Source organism: Sagittula salina (genome assembly GCF_017813235.1).
GTDB classification, from domain to species: domain Bacteria; phylum Pseudomonadota; class Alphaproteobacteria; order Rhodobacterales; family Rhodobacteraceae; genus Sagittula; species Sagittula salina.
On sequence record NZ_JAGISH010000001.1, the window covers coordinates 271,939 to 284,875 of the forward strand.

The window sequence follows — 12,937 nt, forward strand, 5'->3', positions numbered from 1 at the left end:
AAGGAGGACAATGGATGCTGCTTCGCGCGCTGGACCGCTTCTTCGGCCACGAGGCTTCGGGGGGCATATTGCTGATGCTCTCCGCCATAGCGGCGATGATCGTCGCCAACTCCGGCCTTGCCGGTCATTATGACGGGGTGCTCGGCAGCTACTTTGCCGTGACGCTGAACGGCGACGGGCTGGAAAAGCCGCTGATCCTGTGGATCAACGACGGTCTCATGGCCGTCTTCTTCTTTCTAATCGGGCTGGAACTGAAGGCCGAGCTGCTGGAGGGCAAGCTGAAGAACCCCTCCGATGTGGTTCTGCCCGGCGTTGCCGCCGTGGGCGGCATGGCGCTGCCGGCGCTGGTCTACCTCGCCTTCAATTGGGGCGACCCCGCCACCGTGGGGGGCTGGGCGATCCCGGCAGCCACCGACATCGCCTTTGCGCTTGGCGTGCTGGCGCTGGTGGGCGACAAGGTGCCGTCATCGCTGAAGGTTTTCCTGCTGACGCTGGCAATCCTCGACGACATGGGGGCGATCGTCATCATTGCGTTGTTCTACACGGCCGAATTGAAGGTCGACTACCTGTTTCTCGCCGTCATTCCGCTGGTCGGGATGTGGTGGATGGCGCGGGCCCGGATGCACCGGGTGGCGCCGATCCTGATCCTTGGCGTGATCCTCTGGGTGCTGGTGCTGAAGTCCGGCGTTCATGCGACGCTCGCGGGAGTGGTCACCGCCTTTTTCATCCCGCTGAAGGACAAGTGGGGTAAATCCCCGCTGCATTCTCTGGAACACGGGCTGTCGCCTTACGTTCTTTACGTGATCGTACCGATTTTTGCCTTTGCCAACGCGGGCGTCGTGCTGAAGGGCATGGCCTGGTCTGACTTGCTGCAACCGCTGCCCATGGGCATCGCTCTGGGGCTGATCCTCGGCAAACAGCTCGGCGTCTTCGGAGTCACCTTCGCGATGGTGAAGCTTGGGCTTGCGCGCAAGCCTTCGGGCGCCAACTGGGCGCAAATCTACGGCATCGCCTGCCTCGCGGGCATCGGCTTTACCATGTCGCTCTTCATAGGTTCGCTCAGTTTCTCCGACCCGAGTCTGATGAACGCGGTCCGGCTTGGTGTGCTTTCGGGCTCGATCCTGTCCGGCATCATGGGTTTCGTGGCGCTGCGTCTGTCGACGCAGGAAAAGGCCACCGCCCCCGCAGCGACCGCCGCAGGCTGACGCGCCCCCTTCCCGCCGGCTGCAAACAGCCGGCGGGAAAGCCCCGCCCCATATACTCTTTGCGGTTGACAGATGACCCTACGGAACCATTCAATGGGTCCGTTATCAGGTTGCACATTTTTTTGTATTTCCGGTCCGCCGCATTCTTCGGCAGGCCAAACATTCAACGTATTCGAGGACATCCATTATGACAGGGGACTGCAAGACCACGCGCCGAAGCGTGGCAGTGGCAGCACTTATCTGCCTAGGGCTGGCGGGCGCGGCTCATGCCCAAGAGGGCTTCGTGGGCGAAATCCGTTCTTTCGGGAACAACTTTTGTCCGCGCGGCTGGACGGATGCGGCGGGCCAGCTTCTGGCCATCAGCCAGAACGACGCGCTTTTCTCGCTTTATGGCACAACCTATGGCGGCGACGGACGGACGACCTTTGGCCTTCCGGATCTGCGCGGACGCACGAATATCGGTACCGGCGCGGGTCCCGGCCTCACGCCCGCCGCCTGGGGTCAGCGGGCGGGCTCGGAACAGATTACCCTGCTGCAGACGCAGCTTCCCGGCCACAGTCACCAGATGATGGCAAACGACGTGCAGGGGGCCACTGGCGATCCCGAAGACGGGGTGTTGGCACAACCTCACCTGTCGAACAGCCAAGGCAATCTCTATACGCCGAGCGCACCAAATTCGGCGATGAGACAGAATGCCATCCAGCCTGAAGGTTCGAGCATGCCACACGACAACATGGCGCCCTTCCTGGCCATCACCTGGTGCGTCGCGCTGGTCGGCATCTATCCTTCGCGCAACTGACCCCAGCTTAATTTCAGGACATTCCACGATGACACGTCATGCATTCCGGACAGGTTCCCGCCTTGCGATTCTCGCGCTCGCGGCCACGCTGTCCCTGACCCAGCCCGCAGGGGCGCAGGAGCCTTACCTCTCGGAACTCCGCTCCTTCGGTTTCAACTTCTGCCCCAGGGGCTGGGATCAGGCGGCTGGCCAGATCCTGCCCATCAATCAGAACCAGGCGCTGTTCTCGCTGCTGGGCACCCAGTTCGGTGGTGACGGGCGCACCACCTTTGCCCTGCCCGACCTGCGTGGCCGTGCCGCCGTCGGCTGGGGTCAGCAAGGCAGCGACACTTACACCGTCGGCCAGAAGGGCGGCCTCGAAACCGTAACGCTGACCGTGAACGAAATGCCTGCGCACAGCCATGCTGTGACCGCGCTATCCGATATCGCCACCAACGCGGAACCACAGGGTGCCGTCTTTGCCAGATCGCAAAGCGCGGGCAGCGACATCACCACCTACGCGCCCCCCCCGGCTGCGGCGCCAATGCATTCGGGACTGGTATCGGCGGCCGGCGGATCGCAACCGCACGAAAACAGGATGCCCTACCTCGTCAACACGTGGTGTATCGCTATGCGAGGCATTTTCCCGTCCCGCAACTGACGGCCCGAACAAGTCATTCGAAAGGATATTTTCATGACGACATCCAACACCCGGGCCACGCGGCTTTCGCGCCGTGCCGCAGCGACGCTGGCGGTGATGATGGCCCTTGCCGCGCCTGCCTCCGCTCAGGATACCTATATCGGAGAGATCAAGGCATTCCCCTTCAACTGGTGCCCGCGCAATTTCGCTCTGGCTGGCGGCCAGTTGCTGCCGATCGCGTCGAATACGGCGCTATTCTCGCTTTATGGCTCCACTTACGGTGGCGACGGGATCAGCACTTTTGCCCTGCCAAACCTGAACGGTCGCACACCAATTGGCACCGGCCGGGGTCCGGGCCTGAGCAACCGCCCCCTGGGCCAGCAAGGCGGCGAGGCGCGGGTGACACTGACCACCCCGCAAATGCCGATGCACGTTCACCAGATGCTGGCCGCGCAGTCGCCTGGCACGCAGACGTCGCCGGCAGGTGCGACACCGGCAACCGGCGTCGGGCCGGGGCGCGGCGCGGTTTACTACGGCACCACCGGCACCGCAGTGCATATGAACGCAGCAACTCTCAGCAGTAACGGCGGCAGCAGTGCGCATGAGAACCGGCCGCCCTACCTCGTTCTGAACTGGTGCGTTGCCGTCGAGGGCATCTATCCATCGCGCCCCTGAGGGCCGCGCATCCCGGGATTCTCGGGGCTTGAAGCGTCGCAACCGCCATCCCTGCGGCCTGTATTGACCTGCAGGCGCGCGCCTGTCAGGGCGCGCGTCGGTCGCCCCGGCATCCGCCGGGGCGAAACCCTCTCAGGACCGAGCCTCGCGGATCAGGCGCAGGATATCCTGCGCTGCCTCGGGGATATTGGTGCCGGGGCCAAAGATCGCCTTCACCCCCGCATTGTAGAGGAATTCGTAATCCTGATGCGGGATCACCCCGCCGCAGATCACGAGAATGTCGTCGGCGCCTTGATCCTTCAGCGCCTGCACCAGTTGCGGCGCCAGCGTCTTGTGACCGGCGGCCTGTGACGAAATCCCCACCACATGCACGTCGTTGTCGATGGCGTCCTGCGCGGCCTCGTCCGGGGTTTGGAACAGCGGGCCCACGTCGACGTCGAAACCGATGTCGGCAAAGGCCGTGGCGATCACCTTCGCACCCCGGTCGTGGCCGTCCTGGCCCATCTTCACCACCAGCATGCGCGGGCGGCGGCCCTCGTCCTCGGCGAACCGCTCAACCGATTTCTGGATCGCGGCAAAGCCTTCGTCGCCCTCGTAGGCAGCGCCGTAGACACCCGCGAGGGTCTTGACCTCGGCGCGATGGCGGCCGAATTCCTTTTCCATTGCCATGCTGATCTCTCCGACTGATGCACGCGCGCGGGCGGCTTCGACCGCCGCCTCCAGCAGGTTGCCGCCGTCCCTGGCCCGGCGGGTGAGTTCCTCCAGTGCCGCCAGGCAGGCAGCCTCGTCGCGGGTGGCGCGGATCTTTTCCAGCCGGGCAATCTGACTCTCGCGCACCTTCGCGTTGTCGATGTCGAGAATTTCGAGTTCATCCTCTTTCTCCCGCCGGTACTTGTTCACGCCGACGATCACATCGGTACCACGGTCGATATCAGCCTGACGCTGCGCCGCGGCCTCCTCGATGCGCAGCTTCGGCATACCGGATTCAACCGCCTTCGTCATGCCGCCCATCTCGTCGACTTCCTGGATCAGCTCCCAGGCGCGCTCCGCCAGCTCGTTGGTCAGGCTCTCGACGTAATAGGAACCCGCCAGCGGGTCGACCACCTTGGTCACGCCGGTTTCCTCCTGCAGCACCAACTGGGTGTTTCGCGCGATCCGGGCAGAGAACTCGGTCGGCAGCGCGATGGCCTCGTCCAGCGCGTTGGTGTGCAGCGACTGCGTACCGCCCAGCACCGCGCTCATCGCCTCGTAGGCGGTGCGGATGACATTGTTGTAGGGGTCCTGCTCGGCGAGGCTGACGCCCGAAGTCTGGCAATGCGTCCGCAGCATCTTGGAGCGCGGGTTCTGCGCGCCCAGATCGGTCATGATCCGGTGCCACAGCAGGCGGGCGGCGCGCAGCTTCGCGATTTCCATGAAAAAGTTCTTGCCGACGGCAAAGAAGAACGACAGACGACCGGCGAATTTGTCAATGTCCATACCGGCTTGCATGGCGGTCTTCACGTATTCCTTGCCGTCCGCGAGGGTGAAGGCCAGCTCCTGCACGAGGTTCGCCCCCGCCTCCTGCATGTGGTAGCCGGAGATCGAGATCGAGTTGAACTTCGGCATGTGATCCGAGGTATAGGCGATGATGTCGGAGATGATCCGCATAGAGGGCGCCGGCGGGTAGATGTAGGTGTTGCGGACCATGAACTCCTTCAGGATGTCGTTCTGGATGGTCCCCGAAAGCACCGATTTGTCATGGCCCTGCTCCTCGCCGGTGACGATAAAGCTGGCCAGCACCGGGATCACCGCGCCGTTCATCGTCATGGACACCGACACCTGATCCAGCGGGATACCCTCGAAGAGGATCTTCATGTCCTCAACGCTGTCGATGGCCACGCCCGCCTTGCCCACGTCGCCCACCACGCGCGGGTGGTCGCTGTCGTAGCCTCGGTGCGTGGCAAGGTCAAAGGCGACCGAGACGCCCTGCTGCCCGGCGGCTAGGGCCTTGCGGTAGAAGGCGTTCGATTCCTCGGCGGTGGAGAAACCCGCGTATTGCCGGATGGTCCAGGGACGACCGGCGTACATGGTCGCCTTGACCCCGCGGGTAAAGGGCTCCTGCCCCGGCAGGCTGCCCATGTGCGGCAGATCGGCAGTATCCTCGGCGGTATAAAGCGGCTTGACCGGGATGCCCTCCAGCGTGTCCCAGGTCAGGTCGTCCAGCGGCTTGCCGCGCAGTTCCTTCTCAGCAGTCTTGCGCCACGCGTCAGGCAGGTCGGTCATGTCGTCGTCCTCTCTCCTTCGGCCCATGCGCGCCGCCTGTCAGCGAGCGGCGCGCAGTGCCGGTATCCGATTTCAGAATTGCCAGCCCGTCCGCCCCGGTTTCCAACCAGAACAGGTCGTCGGCATAAGCCTCCCGCAGCGCGGCGCGCTGGCGGTCATCGAAGGGCATGTAGCGCCCCGCGCCCTCCGGGATGCAGTCGGGGTCTTCGCCCCGATCCGCGATGATTTCACGCAAAGTGCTCGCAGCCTCCCGACGGTTGCGCCAGAACTTCCCCGGCCGGACGGACGGTGGACGCGTCAGGCCCGACATCGTAGCCAGCAACTGGTCGGGCCGGTCGGCGAAACGCTCGAAAGGTGTGACGACGATGTTTGCCCCCGGACAGGCGCAGGCGACGTCGGTAATCACATCCCGCCACGCGCGCGGGTGGGCCGCGATGGCCGCCAGGCGGCCGGGCTCCGCCAGCCCCTCCCCACGCGGAATCAGCAAAGCCGCGACGGACGCCCACCACAGGTCCTGCTGCCGGATTTGCAGCGAGATCGTGCGCACGTGACCAAAGCCCACCGCCAGGCGCGCAATGCGTTCGCCGACACCGGGATACATCTCCCCCGCGCGCCAGCAACGGCGGGCGGACCCCAGCATGGTCTCATCCGTGACCACCAGTTTCTGCGTGCCGGAGCGTCGCGCCCCCTCCAGCGCCAGTCGCAGCCGACCGGCGGCGCGGCGCGCCTTGTGTGGCGACTCGGGGTTTCGCGCCACGTCCTGCAGCAACCCGTCGCGCGTCCGGTGCGGCCCCCAGAAGCCGAGCCCCCGTTCCCAAAGTGTTCCCCGATGGGCGTGGAGGTAATGCTGGAAGCTGGTGGTGGCGGTGCGATGCGCCCCGAGATGCAGGATGATTTCCATTCCGGCCCGCGTCTCCCGTGTCCAGAGGCCACCAGGCGCACCCCATGCGCGTCCCGGGACCCGGCGCGAAGGTGCGCCGGGACGGATGATGATGCGGTTAAAGGCAAAATTTTCTCGGTGGCAGGCGAGGCGCCCCTGTGCAGGGGGACGGGCGCCCCATATATTCGGATGTATGAACAAAGTCCTGCGCCGTTCCGTCCTCCTCGCTTCGCTGGCCTTGCTATCCATGCAACTGCCAGCCCACGCAGCCGACCGGACAGAGGAACCGAGCGCACCGATCATTCTGCAGGGAACGGAAACCACTCTGGACGAATGGCTCTGGATCAAGCGGCCAGTGGTGGTCTTTGCCGACAATCCGGCCGATCCGCGTTTCCAGGAACAAATCGCATTGCTGACCCAGCGGTACGCAGCGCTTGAAGAACGCGACGTGGTGGTGATCGCCGATAGCGACCCTGCCGCACAAAGCGCGGTTCGGCGGGCGTTGCGCCCGCGCGGCTTTGCGCTGGTGGTCATGGCGAAGGATGGCAGCATCGTGACGCGCAAACCCCGGCCGTGGTCGGTGCGCGAAATCACCCGCCAGATCGACAAGCTTCCGCTGCGCCAGGACGAGATCAAGGGGTTTTGATCCGCTCCTCCGCAAGGCGTCAAGGTTCCGGCCTGCGTTGATTGCGCCCCGGTCAGACGTCGCCGCGCAGGTAGAACAGCAGTCGTTTCGGGCGGTGCAGCAGCAGCAACGCGTTGCGCTCCGGATCGTAGATGGTCAGGCTGTCCGGGGTCATCAGCGCGTAATAGACATCCACCTGAAACTGGTCGTCCATGCAGTCCTTCGACGGCCCGACGAAGCTGGAGATCAGACCCAGCCCCGCGTAGAGGTTCATCGACATGACCTGTTCCGACACCATGTTCGGCGTCAGCCCCGGCACGTCGAAGGCGACCACGCGTCCCTCTTTCACCAACCGCAGGCCCGACCGCACGTCGGATACAATCCGCATCCCCTGACTGCGCACCTGATCCGACGCGAGGTCGAAGATTGCCGCCGTGCAGGTACTCCTTGATGTGAAACTGCGCGTCTGCGCAAGGTATACAAGGCGCTTGAGGTCCACCCGCAGCGCCTCTTCCTCGTCCAGGGCGAAGATGCACGACGCCAGCAGCGACAGGGCCGCGAAACCCGTCACGAGGCGCAGGAGCGCCGCAAACCTCCCGAGGATCATGAGGCATCGCATGGCGGCGGAGACTAACGGCAAGAGATTGAGACTTCGTTGCGCCGCCCCGGCGGCGCATGTCCCACACCGGCTTCATGCCCGGTCATCCTGTTCGGGCATCTCCGCGTTCTCGCGGCCCAACCTGGCGCGCCGGGTCATCACCCCGCCGCCGATCAGGAACAACACCGCATAACCGCCAAGGCTGCCCTGCCCGACCGTCAGCATATGGCTGTAGACGCCGGCAAAGACCAGCGCCATGACGCCCAGCACCACCACCGGACCCAGCAGATAATAGGCCCAGCCCAGATTAAGATCGAGCAGCAGGCCCACCAGCGTCAGATACAGCCCGTAGCCTGCCCCCACCGCAATGATCGACACCGCCAGCGCACCGCCGAAGACGAGCCAGTTGGCCCCTGTCACCGGCACCACCGCCCACAAGCCCACCGCCACGACGCCAGACAGCACCAACCCGGCGACGAACGCCAGACTATGCATCAGCCAGATCGCGGCGGTGCGCTTCCACATCACTCGAATTCCATGATCACGTCGTCGACGGCCAGGCTGTCACCCGGTCCTGCGTTGATCTTGGCCACCACGCCCGTCTTTTCGGCGCGCAGGATGTTCTCCATCTTCATGGCCTCCACGGTGCACAGCGCCTGTCCCTCCTGCACCTCCTGCCCTTCTTCGACGTCGATTTTCACGATCAGGCCGGGCATCGGGCAAAGCAGCAGCCGCGAGGTATCGGGCGGCAGTTTCTCAGGCATGAGACGGGCCAGTTCGGCCTGGCGCGGCGACCGGATATTGACTTTGAGATCGGCGCCACGGGTGCGCAGACGGAAGCCCTGCGTGATCTTGTCGACCTTGAGCACGAGGCTCTCGCCGTCGACCGTCATCCGCGCGAGGCTCATGCCCGGCGTCCATGCGCCCTCGACCCGGATCTCCGCCCCGTCCTCGAACCGCACGGTGGAACCGCCGTGGTCGGCCGCGATCTTCACCGTGAACTCGCTCGCTTGCAGCGACACGACCCAGTCACTGCCGACGCGGCGTTCGTGGTTGCCCAGCGTGCCGGTAACGCGCGTGCGCCGGATCTCCGCCACGCGGTTCATCGCTGCCGCCGCCGCCGCGACGCGGCGCAGGTGGGCGTCCTCCAGCGTCACACCGTCAAAGCCGTCGGGGTATTCTTCCGCGATGAAGGCGGTGGTCATCTCGCCCGCGATGAACTTCGGGTGGTCCATCACCGCAGCGACGAAGGGCAGGTTGTGGCCGATCCCCTCGACCTCGAAGCTGTCCAGCGCATTGCGCATGACCTCGATGGCCTGTGCACGGGTCGGCGCCCAGGTGCAGAGCTTGGCGATCATCGGGTCGTAGTACATGGAGATCTCGCCGCCCTCGTAGACGCCGGTATCGTTGCGCACGATGCCGTCACCCAGCGGACCCTCGGCGGGCGGGCGGTAGCGGGTCAGGCGCCCGATAGAGGGCAGGAAGTTGCGATACGGGTCCTCTGCGTATAGCCGGTTCTCGATGGCCCAGCCGTCGATTTTCACGTCGTCCTGGCTGATGGACAGCGGCTCTCCGCTCGCCACCCGGATCATCTGTTCGACAAGGTCGACGCCGGTGATCAGTTCCGTCACCGGATGTTCCACCTGAAGACGGGTATTCATCTCGAGGAAGTAGAAGTTGCGATCCCCGTCGACAATGAATTCCACAGTCCCGGCCGAGGTGTATCCGACCGCCTTAGCGAGGGCCACGGACTGCTCGCCCATCGCCTTGCGCGTGGCCGCATCGAGAAAGGGGCTGGGGGCCTCTTCGACGACCTTCTGGTTGCGGCGCTGGATCGAACATTCGCGTTCGTTCAGGTAGATGCCGTTGCCATGCGCGTCGCAGAGCACCTGGATTTCGATATGGCGTGGCTGGGTGACGAATTTCTCGATGAAGATGCGATCGTCCCCGAAGGAATTCGCCGCCTCGTTCTTCGAACTCTGGAATCCCTCGCGACAATCGCGATCGTTCCAGGCGATGCGCATGCCCTTGCCGCCCCCCCCGGCGGAGGCCTTGATCATCACGGGATAGCCTACCTGCTGCGAAATCCTGACCGCCTCGTCTGCGTCGTTGATCAGGCCCATGTAGCCGGGCACGGTGGAGACGCCCGCCTCCTGCGCGATCTTCTTGGAGGTGATCTTGTCCCCCATCGCCTCGATCGCCCCCTTCGGGGGCCCGATGAAGGCCACGCCGGCCTTGTCCAGCGCCTCGGCGAACTTCGCATTCTCCGACAGGAAGCCGTAGCCCGGATGCACAGCCTGCGCGCCGGATTTCGCGATCGCCTCCATGATCCTGTCGATCACGATATAGGACTGGTTCGCTTGCGGGGGGCCGATATGCACGGCCTCGTCGGCCATCTCGACATGCAGGGCGTGTTTGTCCGCGTCGGAATAGACGGCAACCGTCTTGAGGCCCATCTTGCGCGCCGTCTTGATGACGCGGCAGGCGATTTCGCCCCGGTTCGCGATCAGGATCTTCTCAAACATCTCTGTCCCTTCGTCTTTTGCACGCCTACGCACATGCCATTTTCAAACGCAAACGCCGCCCGAGGCCTCGCGGCCCGGACGGCGTTCATCAAGATCGGTGCGGCCGTCAGCCCCCAGGGGCCATGCGCCGCGTCGTCATGTTCAGTTGCAGAGCTGCGGTGTGACGTCGTCGCAGACAACGCCCGCTGCGCCACCGATGGCCGCGCCTGCCGCCACGTTGCGGCCCGTTGCCGACGCGGTGGCCGCGCCAATGCCTGCGCCCATGACGCCACGCTCGAGGTCAGTGCCTTCGCAGGCCGCGAGGCTGAATGCGGAAGCGGCTGCAACGATGAGGGTGAAAATGCGCATGTGAAGTCCTCTCTGTCCCGGGTCATGCCCCGTGCGTGGATTATGCCCACATACGCGGAAAGAGCGAGTATGGTTCCGCCTACTGGCGAAGAAACCGCAAAAACCCGCGCAGGCGCGGCGAAAGCGCGCCGAGCAGTGATCCGTCCCGCCGCCCGGCGTCTGTCAGCAGCGCGCCGGGAACTGGCTGCAATAGGCGATGTTCGCCCCGGCGCCGATGGCCGCGCCGGAGAGCATGTCCTTCTCCAGGACCATCGCCGCTGCGCCGCCAGCGGCCATGCCAACCGCGGCACTCTGTCCAGGCGTGTCGCCGCAACTGGCAAGGAAAAGCAGGGCGACAATTGCAAACGGTATACGAAGCCGTTGAAGGGGCTTTGCCATGATGTTGCCTCGGATAGGTTTTTTTTCTGCTCTGAGGCCGAGGATACGTAATCCCCCGCTCCGTTCCAGAAAAATATCCGGTCTGAGAGTGACAGGCCAAACTGTTGCCCGCGCGCACTGACCACCGTTTTCGCATCATCCGCGCTCCCGCTGTCACGGCGGGTGCGGGGCGGCCATTCCGGGGACAAGGTCGGCCGCCCCTTGGGGGATAGGACAGGGGCGGAACCAAGCGCCGATTGCAGCCTTGCCCCCCATCCTGACCTGACCGTGGCAGATGCCCCCCCGCCTGCATAGCGCGAAAGCCCCCCGCCGAATCCATCGGCAGCGGACCGCGCATCGCATGGGACCATCGGCGGGGACGTGCGCATCACTTCTCCCAGGGTTCCTGTTCCTCGAAGGCCTCGGGGAAGGACGCGCGGGCGCGCGCCTCGTCAATGACCAGCAGCGCCTCGTAGTCGGCAGGATCAAAAGTGTCGGGGTCGTAGGGCTTCACCTCGCGGCCGAACAACCAGGACAGGCGGCCGCCATCGAGGTTGCCGCGCTCGAACGGCTGGTCACCGAAGTGATACCACAGCGCGGACATGAAGACCCAGTCGGCCTTCTTGTCGGGGTTGCGGCGGTCGCGGTAGCGCTCGCGCGCGATAAGCGGCGTCGCCCCTTTCGGGTTCGCGCGGCGGATCGTGAATTGATAGTCCGTGCCCGGAAGTCGTCCGGGGAAGCCGCGATGCTTCAGCATGCTCGGCCCTCCTTGTTCGGGGCCGTTGCAGCCGTGCTCGATAGGACTGTCGGGACGAAGGAGATCCTCCGCCCCGATAGGTTCTTACTTGTACTTGCCGGTGTACACGGGTTCGATCGAGATGGGCTCGGGATCGACCACCACGTATTCCTGCTCTTCCTGCTGTGCGCACGCCGCAAGGGTCGTGCCCACGAGGCCCAGCATGGCAAGAAGCTTGATGCTCTTGGACATCTTCTACTCCTGTCAAAGATCGGGACGCCGGACGCGCCGGGGTCCCGGTTCGGGGTGTCGATTGCGGATTTGCAATCGAGTAACAGAATAACGGGTGCCGCAGCAAAAGGATACGCGTCGCACGCGAGGTATTTCCCCTGTGACTCGGAAGCCACTCCGACGCGTCCACATGAACGGTACGCCCCAAGATATTGTGTGCGCATCAAAAAGCCTCCCAGATGCAGAGACCGTCCTCGATGGCGTAGCTCTCGAAGAACTGCCGCACACCGGGGGTCATGACGCCGAAATCCACCGGCTCCGCCATCAGCGTGATGACAACGCGTTGCGGGGTTGCGCCCTGACCGGCAAGGCGCGGCAACGCGTCGGACTGGCAAAGCGCGGCCATGTCGTCCGAAACGGCGGTGTAGTTCACGCTATCGTCCGCCAGGCCGGGGGTCACGTAGCGCAGGCGGTAGGTCGGGGCCTCGGCAATCTCATCGTGCCATGCATAGTCCAGACCGGAAAACGCGAGCGTCCCCGCCCCTGCCGGGGCAGACAGCGCGCACACCAACAGCGTCGCGTTCAGGGTTTTGTGCAGGGAAATTCTGACGCAGCCCCGGCACGGCCGTCCGAAAACGTCCGCTCCTCCCGCCGGGGCCGCGATCGCATCGGGCGCACCCAATGCGTGGTGTTCCATCTTACGGTTCATCTGTCCCTCCGGGCGCAATTCGCCCAGCGCAACCGGCGTGCGGGATCATCCAGAACCTCCTGGATGCGGGATTCGAGACCGTGGGGAACGCGCCCTTCGACGCGCCCGCCAGCAGTAACAGTCAAACCCTCTGCCGTAAAGTCAATTTGCACCACCGGAGAAAAACCTTTCACGGATTTCAATGCCCTCCAGAGATCTTGCCGCACCTGACGGGCCAGCCGCGAGGGTCGCAGGTCCGGCATCGTGGTCGCCGCGCTTACGTCCATGCTGGGCGGCCAGCGGCGGGCCAGCACGTAGCCCTCCGCGGACCGGCGCTCCAGCCAGCCGCCCTGCAGGCGTCGGATTTCTGCCCCCGTCGTCATGGCGCT

General features: G+C 64.6%; 16 protein-coding genes. 5 read left to right on the forward strand and 11 right to left on the reverse strand.

Annotated elements, in window-relative coordinates; translation table 11 throughout:
- Positions 1-14: 14 nt before the first annotated feature.
- The 4 genes from nhaA to J5474_RS01260 all read left to right on the forward strand — a co-directional run bounded on the left by nhaA (position 15) and on the right by J5474_RS01260 (position 3,298).
- Entirely contained in the window at positions 15-1,205 is a 1,191-nt protein-coding gene (gene nhaA, locus J5474_RS01245; protein ID WP_209358542.1) for a Na+/H+ antiporter NhaA, read from the forward strand.
- A gap of 187 nt (positions 1,206-1,392) precedes the next feature.
- Positions 1,393-2,004: a phage tail protein gene (locus J5474_RS01250; RefSeq protein WP_209358543.1), complete on the forward strand. Its 612-nt coding sequence runs from the start codon at positions 1,393-1,395 to the stop codon at positions 2,002-2,004.
- A gap of 28 nt (positions 2,005-2,032) precedes the next feature.
- The gene (locus J5474_RS01255) at positions 2,033-2,644 is read left to right on the forward strand and encodes a phage tail protein (RefSeq protein WP_209358544.1); all 612 of its coding nucleotides are present in this window, start codon (positions 2,033-2,035) and stop codon (positions 2,642-2,644) included.
- 33 nt (positions 2,645-2,677) lie between these two features.
- Positions 2,678-3,298, forward strand: coding sequence for a phage tail protein (locus J5474_RS01260; RefSeq protein WP_245216176.1), 621 nt, complete (start codon positions 2,678-2,680; stop codon positions 3,296-3,298).
- 132 nt (positions 3,299-3,430) lie between these two features.
- On the opposite strand, the gene scpA is transcribed toward J5474_RS01260, so the two are convergent.
- Together scpA and J5474_RS01270 are read right to left on the reverse strand one after the other, a co-directional pair.
- Complete coding sequence (gene scpA / locus J5474_RS01265) at positions 3,431-5,560, reverse strand: methylmalonyl-CoA mutase (RefSeq protein ID WP_209358545.1); 2,130 nt, start codon at positions 5,558-5,560, stop codon at positions 3,431-3,433.
- Positions 5,544-6,461 carry a hypothetical protein gene (locus J5474_RS01270; RefSeq protein WP_209358546.1) on the reverse strand — a complete coding sequence of 306 codons (918 nt, stop codon included), beginning with the start codon at positions 6,459-6,461 and terminating at the stop codon, positions 5,544-5,546. The genes scpA and J5474_RS01270 overlap by 17 nt, the downstream gene beginning before the upstream one ends.
- A gap of 172 nt (positions 6,462-6,633) precedes the next feature.
- Between J5474_RS01270 and J5474_RS01275 the strand changes: the two genes are divergently transcribed.
- Positions 6,634-7,086 (forward strand): DUF4174 domain-containing protein, encoded by a 453-nt coding sequence (locus tag J5474_RS01275; RefSeq protein ID WP_245216177.1) that lies wholly within the window; start codon positions 6,634-6,636, stop codon positions 7,084-7,086.
- Between the two features lie 52 nt (positions 7,087-7,138).
- On the opposite strand, the gene J5474_RS01280 is transcribed toward J5474_RS01275, so the two are convergent.
- From J5474_RS01280 to J5474_RS01320, 9 genes are all read right to left on the reverse strand, one after another.
- A complete protein-coding gene (locus J5474_RS01280) occupies positions 7,139-7,672 on the reverse strand; it encodes a hypothetical protein (RefSeq protein ID WP_209358547.1) in 534 nt (177 codons plus the stop codon).
- A gap of 84 nt (positions 7,673-7,756) precedes the next feature.
- Positions 7,757-8,188: a hypothetical protein gene (locus tag J5474_RS01285; RefSeq protein ID WP_209358548.1), complete on the reverse strand. Its 432-nt coding sequence runs from the start codon at positions 8,186-8,188 to the stop codon at positions 7,757-7,759.
- On the reverse strand, positions 8,188-10,188 hold the full coding sequence (locus J5474_RS01290) for an acetyl-CoA carboxylase biotin carboxylase subunit (protein ID WP_209358549.1): 2,001 nt from the start codon (positions 10,186-10,188) through the stop codon (positions 8,188-8,190). The genes J5474_RS01285 and J5474_RS01290 overlap by 1 nt, the downstream gene beginning before the upstream one ends.
- A gap of 141 nt (positions 10,189-10,329) precedes the next feature.
- The gene (locus J5474_RS01295) at positions 10,330-10,536 is read right to left on the reverse strand and encodes a hypothetical protein (protein WP_209358550.1); all 207 of its coding nucleotides are present in this window, start codon (positions 10,534-10,536) and stop codon (positions 10,330-10,332) included.
- 162 nt (positions 10,537-10,698) lie between these two features.
- On the reverse strand, positions 10,699-10,914 hold the full coding sequence (locus J5474_RS01300) for a hypothetical protein (protein ID WP_209358552.1): 216 nt from the start codon (positions 10,912-10,914) through the stop codon (positions 10,699-10,701).
- Positions 10,915-11,281: 367 nt separating this feature from the next.
- Positions 11,282-11,650 carry a hypothetical protein gene (locus J5474_RS01305; protein WP_209358555.1) on the reverse strand — a complete coding sequence of 123 codons (369 nt, stop codon included), beginning with the start codon at positions 11,648-11,650 and terminating at the stop codon, positions 11,282-11,284.
- An 84-nt stretch (positions 11,651-11,734) separates the two neighbouring features.
- Positions 11,735-11,881, reverse strand: coding sequence for a hypothetical protein (locus J5474_RS01310; protein ID WP_209358557.1), 147 nt, complete (start codon positions 11,879-11,881; stop codon positions 11,735-11,737).
- Between the two features lie 202 nt (positions 11,882-12,083).
- Positions 12,084-12,569: a DUF6497 family protein gene (locus J5474_RS01315; RefSeq protein ID WP_209358559.1), complete on the reverse strand. Its 486-nt coding sequence runs from the start codon at positions 12,567-12,569 to the stop codon at positions 12,084-12,086.
- A complete protein-coding gene (locus J5474_RS01320) occupies positions 12,566-12,931 on the reverse strand; it encodes a hypothetical protein (RefSeq protein WP_245216178.1) in 366 nt (121 codons plus the stop codon). The genes J5474_RS01315 and J5474_RS01320 overlap by 4 nt, the downstream gene beginning before the upstream one ends.
- Between the last annotated feature and the right edge of the window lie 6 nt (positions 12,932-12,937).

What these genes read in the sequence shown, in the direction of transcription:
- J5474_RS01320 (WP_245216178.1), bottom strand. Translation starts at nt 12,931, where the DNA reads ATGACGACGGGGGCAGAAATCCGACGCCTGCAGGGCGGCTGGCTGGAG.
- nhaA (WP_209358542.1), top strand. Translation starts at nt 15, where the DNA reads ATGCTGCTTCGCGCGCTGGACCGCTTCTTCGGCCACGAGGCTTCGGGG.
- J5474_RS01315 (WP_209358559.1), bottom strand. Translation starts at nt 12,569, where the DNA reads ATGAACCGTAAGATGGAACACCACGCATTGGGTGCGCCCGATGCGATC.
- J5474_RS01310 (WP_209358557.1), bottom strand. Translation starts at nt 11,881, where the DNA reads ATGTCCAAGAGCATCAAGCTTCTTGCCATGCTGGGCCTCGTGGGCACG.
- J5474_RS01260 (WP_245216176.1), top strand. Translation starts at nt 2,678, where the DNA reads ATGACGACATCCAACACCCGGGCCACGCGGCTTTCGCGCCGTGCCGCA.
- J5474_RS01300 (WP_209358552.1), bottom strand. Translation starts at nt 10,914, where the DNA reads ATGGCAAAGCCCCTTCAACGGCTTCGTATACCGTTTGCAATTGTCGCC.
- J5474_RS01270 (WP_209358546.1), bottom strand. Translation starts at nt 6,461, where the DNA reads ATGGAAATCATCCTGCATCTCGGGGCGCATCGCACCGCCACCACCAGC.
- J5474_RS01255 (WP_209358544.1), top strand. Translation starts at nt 2,033, where the DNA reads ATGACACGTCATGCATTCCGGACAGGTTCCCGCCTTGCGATTCTCGCG.
- J5474_RS01295 (WP_209358550.1), bottom strand. Translation starts at nt 10,536, where the DNA reads ATGCGCATTTTCACCCTCATCGTTGCAGCCGCTTCCGCATTCAGCCTC.
- J5474_RS01280 (WP_209358547.1), bottom strand. Translation starts at nt 7,672, where the DNA reads ATGATCCTCGGGAGGTTTGCGGCGCTCCTGCGCCTCGTGACGGGTTTC.
- J5474_RS01275 (WP_245216177.1), top strand. Translation starts at nt 6,634, where the DNA reads ATGAACAAAGTCCTGCGCCGTTCCGTCCTCCTCGCTTCGCTGGCCTTG.
- J5474_RS01285 (WP_209358548.1), bottom strand. Translation starts at nt 8,188, where the DNA reads ATGTGGAAGCGCACCGCCGCGATCTGGCTGATGCATAGTCTGGCGTTC.
- J5474_RS01305 (WP_209358555.1), bottom strand. Translation starts at nt 11,650, where the DNA reads ATGCTGAAGCATCGCGGCTTCCCCGGACGACTTCCGGGCACGGACTAT.
- scpA (WP_209358545.1), bottom strand. Translation starts at nt 5,560, where the DNA reads ATGACCGACCTGCCTGACGCGTGGCGCAAGACTGCTGAGAAGGAACTG.
- J5474_RS01290 (WP_209358549.1), bottom strand. Translation starts at nt 10,188, where the DNA reads ATGTTTGAGAAGATCCTGATCGCGAACCGGGGCGAAATCGCCTGCCGC.
- J5474_RS01250 (WP_209358543.1), top strand. Translation starts at nt 1,393, where the DNA reads ATGACAGGGGACTGCAAGACCACGCGCCGAAGCGTGGCAGTGGCAGCA.